The following is a 20,442-nucleotide window of genomic DNA, read 5'->3' as shown; positions in this document are numbered from 1 at the left end:
GAACATCATTATAAACACGAAAAACAAAGTGTAAACTTAAATCCTCACTATTATTAAATATTCCGATGTCTTTTGTCAAACGATATTTTTATGTGAGTTCAGTATATTGAACACCGCTCAAAGAGAATTCCTCTAAAATATCCTTCGTTGAATGAACAAGCTTGGCACCTTGCTGAATCAGTCTAGCTGGACCTATAGAATTAGAATCAAAGATCGATCCTGCAACAGCAAACACTTCTTTTCCTTGCTCTAATGCCTGATAGGCTGTAATAAGCGATCCGCTCTTTTCTTTGCATTGAACCACGATGGTTCCTCTTGTCAGGGCACTAATTAATCGGTTTCTCATTGGAAAATGCCATTTTTCTGGTTTGATATAAGGCGGATGCTCTGACAACAGTAAATGATGTTCTCCCATATATTGAGCCATTTGCACATGTTCTTTTGGATATACATGTTGAAAGCCACCAGCTACAACACCAATCGTTTTTCCTTTTTTTCTTATGCACTCTTTGTGTGCAAGTCCATCAATTCCTTTTGCTAAACCGCTCACAATCATCCAATCTTCCTCTACTAGTTCTCCAACAATTTTCTTCACGCACGCTTCTCCATAACAGGATGGCACTCGTGTACCTACTACACCTAAACTTTTTTCTTCATTTAAATAGGTAACGTTTCCTTTTAGGAATAATACTGGGGGAGGATCATAAATGTGTTTTAGTGAGCTGGGATATAAAGGTGATGTGATGGGAATCATGTGAATATTTTGCTTTAAATAGGCTTGAACGATGTGTTGAAAAATGGGGAATTCATTTTCTTCAGCTTGTTGTAAGCGGGTAAAGTCGATCTTTTGTAATGATCGATCCTGTTTGAAATGATGTGTTTCTTCATTTATATATAGCTCAGGATCGACTTTCCACCATTTTGTTAACAAAGAGGGTGAGATGAGGCCTTTTAAGCGGTGAAAAATCATTCTTTCGGACACGTTGTACATACCATTCCTCCAGTTTAAGATAGAAAGAAGAAGACTTGTCAAAGAACAAGTCTTCTTGTGTCATTAATGCGTTTTACAAGCTTCGAAGAGATTCTTCTCTTTTAACACTTTAATTAAGGTTTCTCCCATGACAGATGGTGTCTCTGCCACTTCAATTCCACATTCACGCATTGTTTTTACTTTTTCATCAGCAGTTCCTTTACCACCAGAAATAATGGCACCAGCATGTCCCATACGTTTTCCTGGAGGCGCTGTTTTACCGCCAATAAAGCCAACAACCGGCTTGGTCATATTTGCTTTTACCCATTCAGCTGCTTCTTCTTCAGCAGTACCGCCGATTTCACCAATCATGATCACAGCATGCGTTTCAGGATCTTCATTGAAGGCTTTTAATACATCAATAAAGTTCGTACCATTGACAGGGTCGCCGCCAATTCCTACAGCTGTTGATTGACCAACACCAGCCTCTGAAAGCTGATGTACCGCTTCATATGTAAGCGTTCCAGAACGAGACACAACACCAACATGACCTTTTTTATGAATGTAGCCAGGCATGATGCCAATTTTACATTCTTCAGGTGTAATCACACCAGGACAGTTCGGTCCAACAAGTCTTGTCTTCTTACCTTCCATATAGCGTTTCACTTTAACCATATCCAGAACTGGAATGTGTTCTGTGATACAAATCACTAGATCCACTTCTGCATCAACAGCCTCTAAAATGGCGTCTGCTGCAAATGGTGCTGGTACATAGATAACAGAAGCATTTGCTCCAGTTGTCTGTACTGCTTCAGATACAGTATTAAATACAGGAACTCCCTCTACTTCAGTTCCACCTTTTCCAGGTGTGACACCGCCAACGATATTTGTTCCATACTCAATCATTTGTTTTGTATGGAATAATGCGGTTGAACCGGTAATCCCCTGAACAATTACTCTCGTATTTTTATTAATAAATACACTCATTTAGGTTCCCTGCCTTTCTGCTCTACTTGACTAAAGATACAATCTTTTCTGCCCCGTCAGCCATAGACTCAGCAGAAGTGATATTTAAGCCTGAATCACTCAGGATTTTCTTCCCTAATTCAACGTTTGTTCCTTCAAGACGTACAACGAGTGGTAATGTTAAGCCGACTTGTTTCGTCGCTTCAACAACACCTTCTGCGATGACATCACATTTCATGATGCCGCCAAAAATGTTCACGAAAATCCCCTTGACATTTTGATCAGATAAGATGATTTTAAATGCTTCCGTTACTTTTTCAGCAGTTGCACCGCCGCCAACATCAAGGAAGTTTGCAGGGTCCCCGCCGTAATGCTTGATGATATCCATTGTAGACATCGCAAGGCCTGCTCCATTCACCATACAGCCAATATTCCCATCTAGAGAAATGTAGCTTAGGTCATATTTAGATGCTTCAATCTCTTTTGGATCTTCTTCATCAAGGTCACGGTATTCTAATATATCTTTTTGTCTATATAAGGCATTGCTATCAAAGTTTAATTTTGCATCAAGTGCCATGACTTTTCCATCACCTGTTACAACAAGAGGATTTATCTCGGCAATTGAACAATCCTTTTCAATAAACGCATTGTAAAGGCTTGTCATAAACTTAACAGCTTGACCAACTAATTTTGTTGGAATATTAATTTTAAACGCAACTTCTCTCGCCTGATAGGCTTGGAGACCAATCGCTGGGTCGATGACCACTTTCACGATTTTTTCTGGCGTTTTTTCTGCTACTTCTTCAATTTCAGTACCGCCTTCTTCAGAAGCCATCAAAACAATTCTTGATGTTGCTCTATCCAAAACGAGTCCTACATAGTATTCTTTTTGAATATCGCAGCCCTCTTCAATAAGTAAGCGTTTTATTTCGCGCCCTTCAGGCCCTGTTTGATGTGTGACAAGTGTCTTGCCGAGCAATTCCTCTGCAAACCCTTTCACTTCATCTTTTGTTTTTGCAATTTTTACCCCACCTGCTTTACCACGGCCGCCTGCATGAATCTGTGCTTTTACGACATATACAGAGCTTCCTAGCTCTTCTGATGCTTTCACTGCTTCATCAGGTGTAAATGCTACTTTACCATTTGGAACTGAAACCCCATATTTTCTTAGGATTTCTTTTCCTTGGTACTCATGGATATTCATTTCCCATCCTCCCAACATATGTAGAAACAAAAATTATAAAATAGACTGCGCTTTCATTTTAAAGAATAAAAAAGAGAATGTCTAGGGTTCTATGTAAAATCGTAAAATCCTTCTAAACATTCAAACTTTTATTTTATTAAAAATATAAATTTTTCAGTCAAAACACTTATTTTACCTTATTTTTTCATTTTTTGATCCAATCGATAGATAAATGAAAATATTTCTGCTACAGTATCGTATAACGCTTCTGGGATTTCCTCATCGAGCGTTAAGTGGCGCATCAGTTCTACTAAATTACGGTCTTCTTGGATAGGGACGCCAGCTTTTTGAGCTTCTTCAATAATATGATCAGCCACATAGCCGCTGCCTGTTGCAACGACTTTTGGCGCTTTTTGTTTTTCTTCATCATAGTGTAGAGCGACCGCTCTTCTAAGCGGTTTTGAATCTTTCATACTCGTAAGTCCAGCCCTTTCTCGCTGATTTTATGAAAGTGTTCATCTAGAAAGTGAGACGGATCAATTGGCTCTTCTCTCTTTTTCGCTGTAATCCCCGTTAAACTATACCCTAGGGCATTTAAATTCTCTCGAACAGCTGGAATCATTGGATTAATGGTCCCTTGAAGTTCGTGAGCCGTCTCGACTGTAATTGACATCACTTTTTGCTGAATCGTACAGTCTATTAACGTTTCTTCTAAGTTTTCCATGTTTAAATAAAACATTAAACGGCACTGAGAAATATCAATAGAGCCATCTTTTTTCTTATGCCCTTTTAGAATAAAGGTTAAATCTTGAACACTATGTTTTGAGAAAAGAGGGTAAGACACCATCATTTGACTAACTGTTTGGTTTTCCTGATGCACTAGTAACTGCCCATTTAATCTATGGAATAATTGATCCATTTCTTTTTTTACGGGTTCCGGAACATCAGCTTGCCTTGCATCATTTAAAACCATCTTTAATTGGTGAAGCTCTTGGCTTTTGACATCTTGGCTGCCCTTTTCCAGTAATTTCAGCATCCCAATTTCATCTCGTACACCTATCGCTTTTTTCATCGTCATCAGTAAATCGAGTACATCGGTTTTATTGCTTAATGCTGGTTCAGTCTGCTGAATGACCTTTACCAATGCGTTCGCCTCTGTTTTCGAAAGAAATGGAAATTCTTTTTGAAGCACGGCTGCCTTTGCGTCAGCCTGTGGTCCTGCCTGCTGGACTGCTTGAACCAGTGATGTGAGTTGTTTTACATCAAGCTGCTGCTGTCCGTCTGTGCCTTGCTTTGTGATGCTTGTCAGAAGGCGTTCTATTTGCTGAAGCGGGAGCTGTTTTGGACTTAATAATTGCTGCACGCTGTTCTGATTCACTGTATCCACCTGTCGCCCTTGTATAGCGGCGGGCTGGCTCTGCTCTGTTTGCTGAGCCGGATTGACATGAGGCTTCACCTGCTGCAAGCTTTCTCCTTGCTTCGTTTGACCTTCTTTTGCTCCTAGAAGCACCGATAAGAGCTTTTCTGCATGAACAGTTGTCTCAGCATTTACAACCGTACGAACGGCCTGTGTAAGAGCCTGTGTGGCTTCTGATTGCTTCGGAAGCTGTGTTAATCGATCTAGCAGTGCTGTCACATCCTGATGAAGTGCAGAGGGGGATTTCATCGCTAATATTGATTGGAGCACTCCTTGTTGAATCGGCAAATCTTTCTTTAAAGCAAAAAGAAGTGCTTGCAGGCCTTTTTTGATATCCGCGCCTTGAAGTTGTTCAATCCATTTTACTGCCGTTTTTAACTCTGCTTCGTTGATGACCGGTTTTTCTTTTAAAAAGGCTGTAGCTGTTAACATTTGTTCAAGTCCATTTTTAAGCGACAGACCTTCTAGTAGTTTAGCTGCAGCATCCTTTAATGTTTTAGGATCTTGGTCAAATTGCTGAACAGGTCTTAATTTACTCAGACTGCCTCCACCTTCTTGTTCTAATTGGAACCAGTAGAAAGAATCGGCTTTTAGCTGAGCCGCTAGCTGCGCTTTGATTTTGGTCGAACCTATTTGAACAAGTGCTGTATCATCACCAAGCATTTTCAGTACTTTGCCGAGAATGAGCCGGTGAATATTTTCCTTTCCTTCCGTGTTAAGCGGAACAGATTCTGCCGTATTCAGCCGACTATTCAGTGCAGTATGTATATCTTCAACTCTTGTCATCACAGGCAGCCTCCTTGTGTCAAAATATTTATGAAATAACAGATTTCACTGGTGCAAATGATAACCGGTGGATAGGTGTGGCGCCATGTGTTTGAATGGCAGCCAGGTGCTCTTTCGTTCCATACCCTTTATGTTTTTCAAATTGATACTCAGGGTACTGGCGTCCATACTCTTCCATCATTTTGTCCCTTGTCACTTTGGCAATACATGCACCAGCTGCGATGGATGCGCTTTTAGCATCTCCTTTGATGATATTCTCCTGTTGAGTAGGAAGCGGGAGCGTCATCGCATCTATGAGTAGATAATCAGGTGTGTGAGTGAGCTGCTTTACAGCCTTCACCATCGCCAGTCTTGATGCTTCGTATATATTTATTTCGTCAATCGTTGCCGCATCAACAATGCCGATGCCGATGTCGAGTGCTTCCTTTTGAATGAGCTCATAATAGGTCATTCTTTTTTTCTCAGATAGCTGTTTTGAATCATTTAAACCGAGTAGGACGGTATCCTCTTTTAATATCACAGCTGCCGCAACAACTGGGCCAGCCAGTGGTCCTCTTCCTGCTTCATCTATGCCTGCAATACAATTGTATCCTTGCGCTCTTGCTTTGGTTTCAAATTGCAGCATTTGCTTCCATGCTGCATGCAGTTCTTGCTGTTTTTCTCTCTCTTTGTTCCATTTGTCCATCAGTTTCTGGACACTTTTTCTTGTATCATCTTTCAATAGTTCACGAATGTATGACTCGTCGTCAGCATGTTGTTCTATTAATTCTTTTATTTGTTTGACCGTGTACATTGGCTTTTCCGCAGCCTCCTTCTTTATATCGGCAGTTTTTCGCAAAAAATAAAGACCCGCATGAGCTGCGTGTCTTTTAGCTTTCAGGCTTCTCAAAAGTGAGGGGACCAAATTTTTCCGTTCGAATATCCCGAATAATGATTTCGGTCGTTTTGTCGTAATTAATGAATCCTCCACTCATCAGACAGCCGCGTTTTGTGCCAATGGCATCAAACAGCTCAACTGTATCTTCAGGTATTTCTGCTAAATCATAGCGTTTTTTTAACCGCTCTGGATAGTGCTCTTCTAAAAAGCGGAGCGCATACACTGCGACATCCTGCAAGTTGATGATTGAGTCTTTAATCGCTCCAGTGACGGCCAGCCTAAGACCTACTTGTTCATCTTCAAATTTCGGCCAGAGAATTCCGGGGGTATCGAGCAGTTCAAGTTCTTTTCCGACCTTCACCCATTGTTGTGACGTCGTAATACCAGGTCGATCTCCTGTTTTCGCAATATTTTTCTTTGCCAACCGATTGATCAGCGTTGATTTGCCGACATTGGGAATTCCGATAATCAAAGCTCGAATGGCACGCGGCTTAACACCTTTTGCTTTCATTCGATCGAACTTTTCTTTTAAGATTTCTTTTGATGTCGTAATGATTTGATTTAACCCTTGTCCATCGACAGAATTAATGGCAAGTGACCGTACACCTTGCGCTTCAAAGTGTGCCTGCCACTCTTTTGTCATACGAGGATCTGCTTTATCTGCTTTGTTCAAAAGCATAATTTTCGGTTTGTTTTGGAGGATTTCTTCAATCATTGGGTTTCTAGAGGACATCGGAATTCTTGCATCGGTTAATTCAAATACGATGTCGATGAGCTTTAATTTTTCTGTGACTTCCCGTCTTGCTTTTGCCATATGGCCTGGAAACCATTGAATTGTCATATGTGCACCTTCTCTCTTCTAACGGTTGTCTCTATACATTGTACAAAAAAAGAGCCTGTTACAGGTAACAAGCTCTTTCTTTTGATATCATTATCGTCTGATTTCTTTGATACGAGCCGCTTTACCGCGAAGTTCACGTAGGTAGTAAAGTTTCGCACGACGTACCTTACCGTGACGTACAACTTCGATCTTAGCGATTTTTGGTGTGTGTACAGGGAATGTACGCTCAACGCCTACACCGTAAGAGATCTTACGAACTGTGAAAGTTTCGCTGATTCCACCACCACGACGCTTAATTACAACACCTTCAAAGATCTGGATACGCTCACGAGTACCCTCGACAACTTTCACGTGTACACGTAAAGTGTCACCAGGACGGAACGCAGGAAGATCAGTGCGTAATTGTTCTTTTGTGATTTCTTCAATCAATTGTTGCATCGTTTTCAACTCCTTCCAACAGATGCTCATGTCCTCTTTCTTCATTGCAGCGGAACATCGTTTTCAAACTTGAATCGGCAAGCCGTCCAAGTCACAAGTAGTATCATACCACACCTGTATACCTTGTGCAATACAATCTAGTCATTATGAAGCTGCCAAAGCCATCTTTTTTCTTCATCCGTTAATGTTTTGCAAGAATCGATCAAATCTGGCCGTCTTGTATAGGTTCGCTTCAACGATTCTTTACGCCGCCACTCTTCAATTTTGGCATGATTTCCAGAGAGAAGCACATCTGGTACTTTCAATCCTTTATAATCAGCTGGTCTTGTATAGTGCGGATGCTCAAGCAGACCTGTACTAAATGAATCTTCGATATGAGACGCTTCTTTTCCAAGCACATGAGGCAAAAGCCTGACCACACTGTCTGCAATCATCATCGCCGGCAGCTCTCCGCCTGTGAGAACGAAATCTCCGATTGAGATTTCATCTGTGACAAGATGCTCCCTGATGCGCTCATCGTAGCCTTCATAGTGGCCGCAAATGAACATAAGATGCTCTTCTTTTGCAAGCTCTTCTGCTTTCTTTTGTGTATATCTTTCTCCTTGAGGACAGACAAGAATAATGCGGGGCTTCTTGTTTGCTTTTTTCGTTAAATCTTCTACCGCATCAAATACAGGCTGTGCTTTCAGAACCATGCCAGCACCGCCGCCATACGGATAGTCATCCACTGTTTTATGTTTATGATCGGAATACTCCCTAAAATTCACGACATCAAATGAGACCGCATCTTTTTCCTGAGCTTTTTTTAAGATCGATGAGTGAAGCACTCCTTCGAACATTTCAGGAAACAGTGTTAAAAAGTCAATTTTCATTCGTCAATGAGTCCTTCCATCACTTCAATGTGTACTTTCTTGGATGAAATATCAACTGTTTTGACGACAGATGGAATATAAGGGATGAGGGCATCTTTTTTGCCTTTTCTTCCAACCACCCATACATCATTTGCCCCTGGCGTTAAAATTTCTTTGATTTGACCAATCAGTTTGTCCTCTTCATCATATACTTCACAGCCGATGATTTCGTGGAAATAGAATTCCCCTTCATCTAATGAACCAAGATGTTCTTTTTCTACTTTTAAAATCGACTCTTTTAATTGCTCAGCTTCATTTAACGAGCCGACTTCTTCAAATGTCAGTAAATCAAATTGTTTGTGCTGTCTATGTGATGCGACAGTCACTTTTAGCGGTTCTTTTTGATTTTGTTTGAAAATATAAAGGACGCTGCCTTTTTTGTAGCGTTCTTCTGGGAAATCAGTCTTTGACACAACACGTACTTCTCCGCGCACTCCATGTGTATTGACGATCTTTCCGACATTCAACCATTCTAGCTCCATGTTCTCAATCACCCCTGACGTATTTCCACAATGGTGCCGTCTTTCACGACGATGACATTGTCTTGCATTTTGTCATCCCATTTATCACCTATTTTTACTTCAACCAGCGCATCCACTTCTGTTTCTTTCATTTCACTGCCAAGAGGCAAGATATGCAGCTGCTCGACTTGAAAATCAATTTGCCTCATTTTCTCTTGTCTTTTTTCAATGGCTTTTTGAAATTGAGGGATGGCTTCTTGCTGATGCGGTTCTTTTTCATGCTTTTTTAGTTGAAAATATAGTTGATTGCACTCACGTTCTAGTCTTTCTTTTTTCTCCAAAAAAGTCGTTAACAGTTTGTCCTTACTGCTTTCAGTTAATACTTGCATAACGGTGACATGTTGAATGATCTGCATCTTCCTTTTTGTCCCCCTATCCGAAGGCATTTGTCCTCTACAGTATAACGAAAAATAGATTTAAACGTGTAAAAAAAGGGGAGGTCCTAAGCCCTCTCCCTTTTTAGTCAGCAATCTCAAGTTGAACTTTCTTAGAAGACTCTGCACTTGCTGCAAACATGACTGTTCGTATCGCTTTAGCTGTACGTCCCTGCTTTCCGATCACTTTTCCGGTATCTTCAGCATTGACAGACAGTGTGTAAATGACCTGCTCATCTTTTTCTAATGAAGATACGAGAATATCTTCAGGGAAATCAACAAGTGGCTCGACGATGGACACAATCAATTCTTCCAAGGACAGCTCATTCATTATTTGCTGTTTTTCGCATTATGAAATTTTTCAAGAATTCCTTGGCTTGAGAAAAGGTTACGAACTGTATCAGATGGTTTCGCACCATTTTGAAGCCATTTAAGCGCTAATTCTTCGTTGATTTTCACCTCAGCTGGTGATAACACTGGATTGTATGTTCCAACTGTTTCGATGAAACGACCGTCACGTGGTGAACGAGAATCTGCTACAACAATACGATAGAAAGGAGATCTTTTTGATCCCATACGTTTTAAACGAATTTTTACTGCCATTTTACTAGCACCTCCGAAAATATTTCAACAAGATAGTATATTAACAATGATAAAAGGGTTTGTAAAGTGTTTTTTCTTAACAACGGTTTTATCATGTATAACCAATTACATAAATGGTAATTTAAAGCCGCCTTTTTTCTTTCCTTTGGACATGTTGGTCATTTGCTTCATCATCTTTTTCATTTCGTCAAATTGTTTTAAAAGGCGATTGACTTCCTGTACAGATGTTCCGCTTCCTTTTGCAATCCGTTTTCTGCGGCTTGCATTGATGACCTCTGGCTGTTCTTTTTCTTCGGTCGTCATTGATTTAATGATCGCTTCGATGTGATTGAGCTGCTTTTCGTCTACTTGGACGTTTTTGAGCCCTTTCATTTTACCGGCTCCCGGCATCATTTGGATCAGTTCATCAAGTGGACCCATGTTGCGAACCTGCCCAAGCTGCTCGAGGAAATCATCGAGCGTGAAGCTCATTGTCCGCATTTTTTGTTCAAGCTCTTTCGCTTTATCTTGGTCAACGTTTGCTTGTGCTTTTTCAATAAGCGTGAGCACATCTCCCATGCCAAGAATTCTCGATGCCATCCGCTCTGGATGGAATGGTTCAATTGCATCAAGCTTTTCACCTAGTGCGGCGAATTTAATCGGCGTATTTGTGACTGCACGAATTGAAAGTGCTGCCCCGCCTCGTGTATCACCGTCTAGTTTTGTCAGAACGACACCTGTTAAACCAAGCTGTTCATTAAAGCTTTTTGCGACATTGACAGCATCTTGACCAGTCATCGAGTCAACAACGAGGAAAATCTCTTCTGGATTTGCGACTTCTTTTACTTTCTGAAGTTCATCCATTAAGTCTTCATCAATATGAAGACGTCCTGCTGTATCTAAAATGACATAATCATGATGTTCTTCTTTCGCTTTTTCAATTGCCTGTTTGGCAATTTCGACAGGACTAACTTGATCACCTAATGAGAATACGGGCATATCAAGCTGTTTCCCAAGCGTTTGAAGCTGCTGGATCGCTGCTGGTCTGTAAATATCAGCAGCCACCATCATCGGCTTGCGATTATGTTTTTTGCGAAGTAAGTTGGCAAGCTTTCCAGTTGTGGTCGTTTTACCTGCCCCTTGAAGACCAACCATCATAATGACAGTTGGAGATTTTTTCGCTACAGCGATTTTACTCTCTTCCCCGCCCATTAATTCAGTGAGTTCTTCTTTTACAACTTTAATGACCTGTTGTCCTGGGGTAAGACTTTGCATGACCTCTTGTCCAACTGCCCGCTCGCTTACTTTTTTCACAAAGTCTTTGACTACTTTAAAATTGACGTCAGCTTCAAGAAGGGCAAGGCGTACCTCGCGCATCATTTCTTTTACATCTTGCTCTGACACTTTTCCTTTGCCGCGGATTTTTGAAATCGTCTGCTGCAGTCGGTCGGCTAATCCTTCAAATGCCATACTGTGCCGCCTCCTAATCTAATTTCTCAAGCGATTCAATTAAAGCTTCTGCTTCTTCCTTTTGCGCGGAATCTGCTACAAGCTCTCTCATTTTTGTGAGAAGTTCTTTACGCTCTTTAAATTTCTTAAACAAGAGCAGCTTTTCTTCATATTGTTCAAGCATCGCTTCAGTCCGTTTAATATTATCATAAACAGCCTGTCTTGATACTTCATATTCATCCGCAATTTCACCGAGGGAAAAATCGTCTAGGTAGTAAAGCGACATGTAGCTCTTTTGTTTTGCGGTCAACAACGATTGATAGAAATCAAACAAGTAGTTCATTCTCGTTGTCTTTTCAAGCGTCATGGGCTCTCTCCCCTTTGTTAAGTTCATTCCCTTTACAACAACTAAGTTTACACGGTTCTGATCTATGTGTCAAGTTTTTATCTTGTCACTTCCTGCGGCGACATATAAATAAAAATGCCGGCAATTTTGCCGGCATCTTGATTAGTCTTCTTGATCAATGATGTCTGAGAATAATCCGTACACATACGATTCAGCATCGAACTCTTGCAGATCGTCTACTTTTTCACCTAGTCCGACAAGTTTTACAGGGATGTTGAGCTCATTGCGAATGGCAAGAACAATCCCGCCTTTTGCAGTACCGTCAAGCTTTGTTAAAGCAATACCTGTCACGTTTGTTGCTTTAGAAAATTCCTTCGCTTGCGCCATCGCATTTTGACCCGTTGTCGCATCAAGGGCAAGCAGTACTTCGTGCGGTGCATCGGGCACTTCGCGTTCAATGACTCTCTTGACCTTCTCTAGCTCTTTCATCAAGTTGACTTTGTTTTGCAGTCTGCCTGCTGTATCACAGATCAGGACATCTGCTTTTTTGGCTTTAGCTGATTGAACGGCATCATAGATGACCGCTGCCGGGTCAGAGCCTGCTGTTTGTTTAACGACAGGAACACCAGAGCGCTCGCCCCATACTTCAAGCTGCTCAATCGCCCCCGCACGGAACGTATCACCTGCTGCTAAAATGACGGATTTCCCTTCATTTTTTAGCTTGTTTGCCAGCTTACCAATGGTTGTGGTTTTACCGACACCGTTCACGCCTACAAATAAAATAATATTTAAACGGCCGTCTTCAATGTTCAGTTCAGAGATTTGTTCCTCACCGCTATTGTAAATCTCTACGAGTTTTTCAGAGATGACTGCTTGTACTTCACTTGGGTCTTGAATGTTTCTTAATTTCACTTCTTTTTTCAGCTCATCAATCAGTTCCATCACAGTCGTGAAACCAACATCCGCACCGATTAACACTTCTTCTAGTTCTTCAAAAAAGTCTTCATCCACTTTACGATAGCGAGAAATGAGTTCATTTACTTTTCCTTGAAACGAATTTCTCGTTTTTTCAAGTCCATCTTTAAACTTTTCTGATACTGAATCGGTTTGCTGCGTAAATTTTTCTTTTAATTTCTTAAAAAAGCTCATGGGTTCAAAAACCTCCTTTAATTACTGGACAAGCTCTTTCGTTTCCTCTAGTTTGACAGATACCAGTTTTGAGACACCCGATTCCTGCATCGTGACACCGTACAGAACATCTGCTTCTTCCATGGTTCCTTTTCGGTGTGTAATCACAATGAACTGTGTTTCTTGGCTGTATTTCTTTAAATACTGGGCAAAGCGGAACACATTCGCTTCATCAAGTGCCGCTTCTACCTCATCTAGCACACAGAATGGAACTGGTCTCACTTTTAAGATCGAGAATAATAAGGCGATGGCTGTTAATGCTCTTTCTCCGCCTGAAAGCAGGCTTAGATTTTGCAGCTTTTTCCCCGGCGGCTGCGCCACAATATCGACGCCTGAGTTTAGTAAATCGTTTGGATCTGTGAGCTTAAGGTCTGCTCTTCCTCCGCCAAATAATGCTTGGAAAACAGATTCAAAATGCCCGCGGATTTGAGAGAATGTCTCAGAGAAACGTTTCGTCATCTCTTGATCCATTTCTTCAATGACTTGGAATAACGTATTTTTCGCTTCTGTCAGATCATTGCGCTGTTCTGTTAAGAAGAGATAACGTTCATTCACACGTTCATACTCGTCAATGCTGCCTAAGTTCACTGTTCCAAGCTCTTCAATGGCTAGTTTGATCAATTTCACGCGTTTTCTTGCTTCATCCGGCGATAGCGTCAGATGATACATTTCTTTTGCTCCTTCAAACGAAAGGGCATACTCTTCATTTAAATAGGCGATGAGGTTATCAAGTTCAACTTCCATGCGGCCAAGCTTGATTTCTTCATCTTTTAAGCTTGTCGTGAGCTGTTTATACAGGCGTTTTTGCTCTTTCAGTTCACGTTCTGCGAATTCTAATGTTTCAGAAAGAGCCAGGCGCTGTTTGCGTCGCTCTGAGATAAGCGCTGTCGTTTTGTTTTTATGTTCCAGTTTCTCTTTTGCCGCTTCTTCCAGTTGTTCGGCGCCGCTTGAGCTGGATGACATTTCACTTGTTAAGAGGGACAAATCTTCTTTTGTTTCCGTCAGCGTCTTTTCAGCCTCTTCTAATTCAGCCGTTAAGCTCGATAGTTTTTCTTGTTCATTTGCTAAAGACTGCTCTTTTTTGGCAAGCGAGATTTTCAGCTCTGTTAATTCGGAAGAAATGGTTTCTTTCGTTGAGCTTTGGGTTTGCTTCCGTTTTGTTAACGTGTTGATCTCTTCGTCAAGAGAGGTCAGTTTCTCACCTATAGATGTTTCAAGGGCTGCCTGCTCTTTGTCCTTGCTCGCAAGTTCGCTAGAGCGCTGCTGCAACTCTTCTTTTTCTTGATCATAGAGCTCTAGATGAGCGTTAATATTTTTTTCCGCTACTTGCAGTTCATATAATGTCCCTTTTAACTCTTGCTGCTTTTCTCGAAGAATTTCGCCGCGCTGACGCAGTTCATTTAATTGGACTTCGCTTGCGGCAATCGATTGCTTCGTTTCTTTTGTTTCTTTTTCAAGGATCGTTGTTTTTTCTTCCATTTCAACGAGCTGCTTTGTTAATGTTTCAATCTCTCGGTTTCTGGAGAGGAGGGAATTGTTCTTTTTCTTTACGCCGCCCCCAGTCATTGAACCGCCTGGGTTCACCACGTCCCCATCAAGGGTCACGATGCGATAACGATGTCCAAGCATTTTCGCCAGCTCATTGGCACCTTTTAAGTCTTGAACAATCAGGACCGTTCCAAGCAAATTCTGTATGACTTTTTCATACTTTTCGTCAAAGGAAACGAGCTGACTCGCTACGCCGATAAATGCGTCATGCTGCTCAGCTGTTTGAATATCTCTAAACTGAATGGTTCGTTCTTTAATGACGTTCATCGGCAGGAAGGTCGCACGCCCAAAGGAATGCTGCTTTAAGTATCCAATGGCCTGTCTGGCAGCCGCTTCATTTTCAGTAACGACATGCTGCGTGGCTGCGCCAAGTGCAATTTCAATCGCTGTTTCATGTTGCTGCTCTGTTTGAATCAGCTCTGCAATCGCCCCGTGAATACCGCCTAACCGGTCCTTTGCCTTTAAAACCTCTTTTACTCCTTGGAAAAAACCTGAGAAGTCTTCCTGCATCGATTCAAGCATTTCTTTTTTAGATTTTGCCTGCTGTACATATTGATAGGCTTGGTAAAGAGCCGTTTCTTTTTTCTCGTATTGACGCTTCATCTGCTCTAGCTTTTGTTCCGCTTCTCTAAAGCGTTTCACCTGAGCCAAAATGTCTTCTTCTCGTTCTGAAAGTTGCTGCTCGGCTTCTGTTTTCTTTTCCTTCACAGACACCCGTTCTTCGATATGTTTCTGATTATTTTGCGTTAACCGCTCTAGCTGCAAGGCTGCTTGGCGCTGCTGCTCTTCTAGTAATTTACGTTCGTTTCGGATAGAAGCTTGCTCGTTTAATAGGTCAAAATAATCGCTTTTCAGCTGTTCAATTTGCCCTTCCACATCTTCACTATGAAGAGACAGCTGATGCTGTTTTGTTTTCACTTCATCTTTTAGCTGCTGCACTTCTGTTTGCAGGCTGTCACGTGTGACTTTCTGCTGTTCAATCTTTTCCGTTAACAACGACTGTTTTTCGGTTAAACGCACGAGCGTGTCTTCTAGCTGCCCTTGGTTAGCGGCCGCATTTTTTTTCCGTTCTTTTAGAACTTCTTTTTTCCCTTCAAGCTTTTCTAGTTCTTCACTTGTGAAAAGGAGGACTTCTTGGAGGTCATGAATCGAATCGTCAAGCGCCTGAATACGGTCTCTCGATTCTTCGATTTTGGCTTCCTTCGCTTGAATGTCTGTGGACTGCTTCATTTCATCTTGTTTGAACCGCTCGACAGCTTCACCAAGTGTTGTCCATTTTTTGTGCAGTGCTTCAATATCATGGACGGTGAGAGCAATTTCTACATTTTCAAGTTCTTCTTTCTTTTGCAGATAGTCTTTTGCGATAGATGCCTGCATTCTTAGTGGTTCTACTTGATCTTCTAGTTCATGCAGAATATCTTCCACCCGGTTTAAGTTGTCCTGCGTTTCAAACAGTTTATTCTCGGCTTTTTTCTTTCTTGTTTTATATTTCAGGACACCAGCTGCTTCTTCAAAGATGCTACGTCTTTCTTCAGCTTTACTCGATAGAATCTCTTCTACCTTACCTTGGCTGATGATCGAAAAAGCTTCTTTTCCAAGACCTGAATCCATGAAAAGATCAATAATATCCTTTAAGCGGACAGATTGATTGTTAATGAGAAATTCACTTTCTCCAGAACGATAGACTCTTCTTGTCACACTGACTTCGTGAAAATCGATCGGCAAAAAGTGATCTTCGTTATCGAGCGTTAATGTCACTTCTGCTAAGTTGACTCGTTTTCTTGAGTCACTTCCTGCAAAAATGATGTCTTCCATTTTTCCTCCGCGGAGGCTTTTTGCTGATTGCTCTCCAAGTACCCAGCGGATCGCATCAGTAATATTACTTTTGCCGCTTCCGTTTGGTCCAACAACAGCTGTAACCCCTTTGACAAAGTCTACAGTCACCCGCTGTGCGAAAGATTTAAATCCTATCACGTCTAAACGTTTGAGGAACATGAGAGTGATCCTCCTTATGTATTTAAAGTACTATTATCTTACCATATTAACTGAAAAAAGATGATGGAAAACAGAGTGAAATCCCCCTGAATCACGAGGGGGATTTTATTGGTTCATATGATGTTTCTGTAATTTAGCAAGTGCTTCCTGTGCAGCATGCTGTTCCGCTTCTTTTTTTGAACGGCCATTTCCAATTCCGAGCACTTCTCCTCTAAGGGATACATTGGCTTCAAATTCCCGGTTATGTGCTGGACCTTTTTCATGCAGGATTCGGTATTCAAGTACACCTTTTCCATCTCGCTGAACAAATTCTTGAAGCTGGCTTTTAAAGTCCATGACATGTGAGAATGCCCCGTCATTAATTTTCGGGTACACATAGGCTTCTAGGAATCGTTCAACAGGCTCAAGTCCTTGATCTAAATAAAGCGCTCCGATAAACGCCTCAAATACGTCTGCTAAGAGTGCCGGACGCTTTCTGCCGCCTGTCATTTCTTCCCCTTTTCCTAAAAGAACAAGGTCTCCAAAGGACAGCTCATGTGCTAATGACACAAGTGATGGCTCACATACGATCGCCGCTCTCAGTTTTGTTAAATCTCCCTCGCTCATGGCTGGGTACTTTGCAAATAAGAACTGTGAAATCGTCAACTCTAAAACAGCGTCCCCTAAAAATTCAAGTCTTTCATTATCCTCATAAGGTTTTTTCCGATGCTCATTCACATAAGAGGAATGTGTAAAGGCTTGATAGAGTAGTTTTTCATTTTTAAAGTGTACAGAAATGCGCTGCTGAAATTCTCTGAATTGCTCTAGTTTTTTGCTCTGTTTCTGTTTGTCTTTATAGTGTTTTGGCATAGCAACCTCCAGGTAGGCGTCATCGCCTTTAAGGATACTGATTATATGGAGTCTCTCTTTCTACATGCAAGGAAACCGTGCTCCTTAGCATCTGAAAAAGGCTGACAATTGATCAGCTGAATATGTTGAAACTAACATAAATTTTCAAAGTCCCGCCATGAAAATAGACGGGACTTTGTTACGCTTATTGCTGGTTATTTATGTAGTTCACAGCGTCACCGACTGTTGCAATTTTTTCAGCATCTTCGTCAGAAATTTCCATATCGAACTCATCTTCAAGTTCCATAACTAGCTCAACTACATCAAGGGAATCAGCGCCTAAATCTTCTTTAAATGAAGCCTCCATTTTCACGTCAGCCTCATCAACGCCAAGGCGGTCTACAATAATTTTTGATACACGCTCTAATACGTCTGCCATTGCCTTTCACCTCCCCTCAAAGTATTATAGTTGATTCGTTTTTAAAAAACTAGAGAAAACGTAACGAAATTTTGATATTTCTTAGGACATAACCATTCCGCCATCCACTTGGATGGTTTGGCCTGTAATATAACCTGCTCCTTCTGAAGCTAAAAAGACAACAACGTTGCTTATATCTTCAGGCGCACCAAAGCGTGCGAGCGGGATTTGCTTAAGCATTTCTGTTTGAACATTCTCATCAAGCTTGTCAGTCATATCAGTAGAAATAAAGCCTGGTGCTACGGCATTGACTGTAATATGACGGCTTGCCAGCTCTTTCGCTGTTGTTTTCGTTAAACCGATCACACCAGCTTTTGCTGCAACATAGTTTGCTTGTCCAGGGTTTCCGCAAACGCCGACAACAGATGCTACATTGATGATTCTTCCGCTGCGCTGTTTCATCATTTGACGTGTCACAGCTTTTGTACAGTTGAAGACACCTTTTAAGTTTATGTTAATGACATCATCCCATTCATTTTCTTTCATTCTCATGAGCAGGTTGTCCTTTGTAATTCCAGCATTATTCACAAGAATGTCGATTGAACCAAATGTATCAACGGCTTGTTTCATTAATGCCTGTACTTCTTCTGCATTTGACACATCCGCTTTGACAGCAAAAGCCTGCTGGCCAAGTGCTTTGATCTCATCGACGACTTCATTTGCTTTTGCTTCGTTGCCTGAATAGTTCACCACAACATTGGCACCTTTTTTCGCCAAATCGATCGCAATCGAACGGCCAATACCGCGTGATGCACCTGTGACAACGGCTGTTTTATTTGTAAGCATCAAGAATCCCCCTTGAGTGTTTGAATTGCTGCTTCAATTGTTGCTTGATCTGATACGGAAATGGTCGTCAGGCGGCGATTGACTTTTTTCACAAGACCTGAGAGCACTTTACCAGGACCAATTTCAATAAATGTTGTCACGCCTAAGTCAATCAGGCGTTCTACACTTTCTTCAAATCGAACAGGAGAATACAATTGTTCAATCAGCTTTGTTTCAATTTCATTACGTGATGTCACGATGTCTGCTGTTACGTTTGAAATCACTGGCGTCGCGGCATCAGAAATGTCTAATTTAGATAATACATCTGTGAATTTTTCAGCTGCTGGTTTCATTAATGCAGAATGGAAAGGTCCACTCACTTCAAGTGGAATTGCACGTTTTGCGCCCTTTTCTTTCGCTTTCTCTGATGCAAGTTCCACACCTTTTGCTGTACCAGAGATGACGATTTGGCCCGGACAGTTTAAGTTCGCAAGTTCTACAAGATGACCGCTTTCTGTCACTTCTTTTGTCACTTCTACAAGCGCCGCTTGGTCTAAGCCAAGAATCGCCGCCATTGCGCCTTCTCCTGCTGGAACGGCTTCATTCATTAATTCGCCGCGCTTTCTCACTGCGAAAACGGCATCTTTAAACGAAAGAGCTCCCGCTGCAACAAGGGCTGTATATTCACCCAGACTGTGCCCTGCTGCATAATCTGCTTTGATTCCGCTCTCTTCAAACTTCTTTAAGATCGCGATGCTTGTCGTTAAAAGAGCTGGCTGTGCATTATATGTCAGCGTCAGTTCTTCTGCATCTCCTTCAAAAATCATTGAAGATAAATCAAAACCAAGGGTCTGATCTGCTTCTTCAAACACAGCTTTAGATGCTGCTTCTTGGTCAAATAAATCTTTTCCCATGCCAATTTTTTGAGAGCCTTGGCCTGGGAATAAAAAAGCAATTTTACTCATGCTGCTCTACCTCCATTACGACTCATTCGTGTCTTCTTTTTGAACTTCTTGATGAATGATAGCTGAAACGTCTTTTTTAACGATGTCGCGCGCCTGACGAATGGCATGAAAAATCGCATTTTCATCAGAGGAACCATGCGCTTTAATAACGGGTGCTTTTAAACCAAATAATGCGGCACCACCATATTCGGAGTAATCCATTTTAGATTTCATCTGCATTAATTTTGGCTTCATCATACCTGCTGCTATTTTAGCTGTGAGGCTGGATGTTAAGGTTTCTTTCAGCATTTTAAAAACAGAAAGGGCTGTGCCTTCGATCGTTTTAAGGGCGATATTCCCCGTGAAACCATCTGTGACAACGACATCAGCTACACCTTCTAATAAGTCACGCGATTCTACATTTCCTACGAAATTCAAATCTGATGCTTTTAATAATTCAAAGGTTTTTTTCGTTAAATCGTTGCCTTTTTTATCTTCTGTCCCGACATTTAAAAGTCCAACGCGTGGATTGCTCTTCGGGAAGACATGCTCTGCGTAAATAGATCCCATCATGGCATATTGCACAAGATGCTCTGGCTTTGCATCAACGTTTGCACCGACATCCAATAATAAGAACCCGCTACCATCAAGTGTTGGCAACGTCGGAGCAAGTGCTGGTCTGTCAATGCCATCAATTCTGCCTACGATAAACAGGCCTGCTGTCATGAGTGCCCCAGTATTTCCAGCTGAAATACAGGCATCTGCTCTTCCTTCTGAAACTTCCTGCGCCATTTTCACCATAGAAGAATCTTTTTTACGTCTCACTGCACGCACTGGTTCATCCGTTGGTTCAATGACTTCTTTTGCATCTAAGATCGTGATGCGTTCATGATTTGTTATGTATGATTTGATCTTGCTTTCATCGCCGACAAGTGTAATCTCGATATCTGAAAATGCTTCTAAGCTTTTTTGCACACCGTCAATAATGGCTTTAGGGGCATGATCTCCCCCCATTGCATCGACTGCAATTCTCAT

General features: G+C 41.5%; 22 protein-coding genes. All 22 read right to left on the bottom strand.

All coding sequences use genetic code 11. From position 1 onward, the window contains the following. Window positions 1-88: 88 nt before the first annotated feature. Window positions 89-991: a DNA-processing protein DprA gene (dprA, locus tag ABG082_RS07830; protein ID WP_348936736.1), complete on the bottom strand. Its 903-nt coding sequence runs from the start codon at window positions 989-991 to the stop codon at window positions 89-91. 63 nt (window positions 992-1,054) lie between these two features. Beyond that, window positions 1,055-1,957 carry a succinate--CoA ligase subunit alpha gene (gene sucD / locus ABG082_RS07825; RefSeq protein ID WP_007499624.1) on the bottom strand — a complete coding sequence of 301 codons (903 nt, stop codon included), beginning with the start codon at window positions 1,955-1,957 and terminating at the stop codon, window positions 1,055-1,057. Window positions 1,958-1,979: 22 nt separating this feature from the next. Continuing rightward, window positions 1,980-3,140, bottom strand: coding sequence for an ADP-forming succinate--CoA ligase subunit beta (gene sucC, locus ABG082_RS07820; protein WP_008344824.1), 1,161 nt, complete (start codon window positions 3,138-3,140; stop codon window positions 1,980-1,982). A 176-nt stretch (window positions 3,141-3,316) separates the two neighbouring features. After that, window positions 3,317-3,592, bottom strand: a complete 276-nt coding sequence (locus tag ABG082_RS07815; protein ID WP_008344827.1) for a FlhB-like flagellar biosynthesis protein — start codon at window positions 3,590-3,592, stop codon at window positions 3,317-3,319. Further along, window positions 3,589-5,322, bottom strand: coding sequence for a glycosyltransferase (locus ABG082_RS07810; RefSeq protein WP_348936735.1), 1,734 nt, complete (start codon window positions 5,320-5,322; stop codon window positions 3,589-3,591). Before ABG082_RS07810 ends, ABG082_RS07815 begins: the two co-directional genes overlap by 4 nt. 28 nt (window positions 5,323-5,350) lie before the next feature. Further along, window positions 5,351-6,115, bottom strand: coding sequence for a ribonuclease HII (locus ABG082_RS07805; RefSeq protein WP_348936734.1), 765 nt, complete (start codon window positions 6,113-6,115; stop codon window positions 5,351-5,353). Between the two features lie 76 nt (window positions 6,116-6,191). Beyond that, window positions 6,192-7,040 (bottom strand): ribosome biogenesis GTPase YlqF, encoded by an 849-nt coding sequence (gene ylqF, locus ABG082_RS07800; protein WP_007499632.1) that lies wholly within the window; start codon window positions 7,038-7,040, stop codon window positions 6,192-6,194. A 90-nt stretch (window positions 7,041-7,130) separates the two neighbouring features. Continuing rightward, complete coding sequence (gene rplS, locus ABG082_RS07795; protein WP_008344834.1) at window positions 7,131-7,478, bottom strand: 50S ribosomal protein L19; 348 nt, start codon at window positions 7,476-7,478, stop codon at window positions 7,131-7,133. A 137-nt stretch (window positions 7,479-7,615) separates the two neighbouring features. Further along, entirely contained in the window at window positions 7,616-8,350 is a 735-nt protein-coding gene (trmD, locus tag ABG082_RS07790) for a tRNA (guanosine(37)-N1)-methyltransferase TrmD (protein WP_007499635.1), read from the bottom strand. Continuing rightward, entirely contained in the window at window positions 8,347-8,871 is a 525-nt protein-coding gene (rimM, locus tag ABG082_RS07785; RefSeq protein WP_007499637.1) for a ribosome maturation factor RimM, read from the bottom strand. Before rimM ends, trmD begins: the two co-directional genes overlap by 4 nt. A gap of 8 nt (window positions 8,872-8,879) precedes the next feature. Then, window positions 8,880-9,266: a YlqD family protein gene (locus ABG082_RS07780; protein WP_046526650.1), complete on the bottom strand. Its 387-nt coding sequence runs from the start codon at window positions 9,264-9,266 to the stop codon at window positions 8,880-8,882. Between the two features lie 103 nt (window positions 9,267-9,369). Then, window positions 9,370-9,615: a KH domain-containing protein gene (locus ABG082_RS07775; RefSeq protein ID WP_348936733.1), complete on the bottom strand. Its 246-nt coding sequence runs from the start codon at window positions 9,613-9,615 to the stop codon at window positions 9,370-9,372. Further along, entirely contained in the window at window positions 9,615-9,887 is a 273-nt protein-coding gene (rpsP, locus tag ABG082_RS07770; RefSeq protein WP_003212139.1) for a 30S ribosomal protein S16, read from the bottom strand. The genes ABG082_RS07775 and rpsP overlap by 1 nt, the downstream gene beginning before the upstream one ends. A gap of 105 nt (window positions 9,888-9,992) precedes the next feature. Next, window positions 9,993-11,336, bottom strand: coding sequence for a signal recognition particle protein (gene ffh, locus ABG082_RS07765; protein ID WP_008344842.1), 1,344 nt, complete (start codon window positions 11,334-11,336; stop codon window positions 9,993-9,995). A gap of 13 nt (window positions 11,337-11,349) precedes the next feature. Then, on the bottom strand, window positions 11,350-11,682 hold the full coding sequence (locus ABG082_RS07760; protein ID WP_008344844.1) for a putative DNA-binding protein: 333 nt from the start codon (window positions 11,680-11,682) through the stop codon (window positions 11,350-11,352). Window positions 11,683-11,823: 141 nt separating this feature from the next. Beyond that, on the bottom strand, window positions 11,824-12,810 hold the full coding sequence (ftsY, locus tag ABG082_RS07755; RefSeq protein ID WP_007499644.1) for a signal recognition particle-docking protein FtsY: 987 nt from the start codon (window positions 12,808-12,810) through the stop codon (window positions 11,824-11,826). Between the two features lie 21 nt (window positions 12,811-12,831). Continuing rightward, window positions 12,832-16,392, bottom strand: coding sequence for a chromosome segregation protein SMC (gene smc / locus ABG082_RS07750; protein ID WP_348936732.1), 3,561 nt, complete (start codon window positions 16,390-16,392; stop codon window positions 12,832-12,834). A 105-nt stretch (window positions 16,393-16,497) separates the two neighbouring features. Beyond that, window positions 16,498-17,241 carry a ribonuclease III gene (rnc, locus tag ABG082_RS07745; protein WP_017367233.1) on the bottom strand — a complete coding sequence of 248 codons (744 nt, stop codon included), beginning with the start codon at window positions 17,239-17,241 and terminating at the stop codon, window positions 16,498-16,500. 184 nt (window positions 17,242-17,425) lie between these two features. Further along, window positions 17,426-17,659, bottom strand: a complete 234-nt coding sequence (gene acpP / locus ABG082_RS07740; RefSeq protein ID WP_008344853.1) for an acyl carrier protein — start codon at window positions 17,657-17,659, stop codon at window positions 17,426-17,428. 81 nt (window positions 17,660-17,740) lie between these two features. Next, window positions 17,741-18,484, bottom strand: coding sequence for a 3-oxoacyl-[acyl-carrier-protein] reductase (gene fabG / locus ABG082_RS07735; RefSeq protein WP_008344855.1), 744 nt, complete (start codon window positions 18,482-18,484; stop codon window positions 17,741-17,743). Then, on the bottom strand, window positions 18,484-19,428 hold the full coding sequence (gene fabD / locus ABG082_RS07730) for an ACP S-malonyltransferase (RefSeq protein ID WP_017367232.1): 945 nt from the start codon (window positions 19,426-19,428) through the stop codon (window positions 18,484-18,486). The genes fabG and fabD overlap by 1 nt, the downstream gene beginning before the upstream one ends. Before the next feature lie 15 nt (window positions 19,429-19,443). Next, window positions 19,444-20,442, bottom strand: a complete 999-nt coding sequence (gene plsX / locus ABG082_RS07725) for a phosphate acyltransferase PlsX (RefSeq protein ID WP_348936731.1) — start codon at window positions 20,440-20,442, stop codon at window positions 19,444-19,446.

The organism is Bacillus sp. BS1807G30 (genome assembly GCF_040047675.1).
GTDB classification, from domain to species: domain Bacteria; phylum Bacillota; class Bacilli; order Bacillales; family Bacillaceae; genus Bacillus; species Bacillus altitudinis.
Note: the sequence above shows the minus strand (reverse complement) of the source record. Positions and strands in the feature narration are given on the sequence as shown.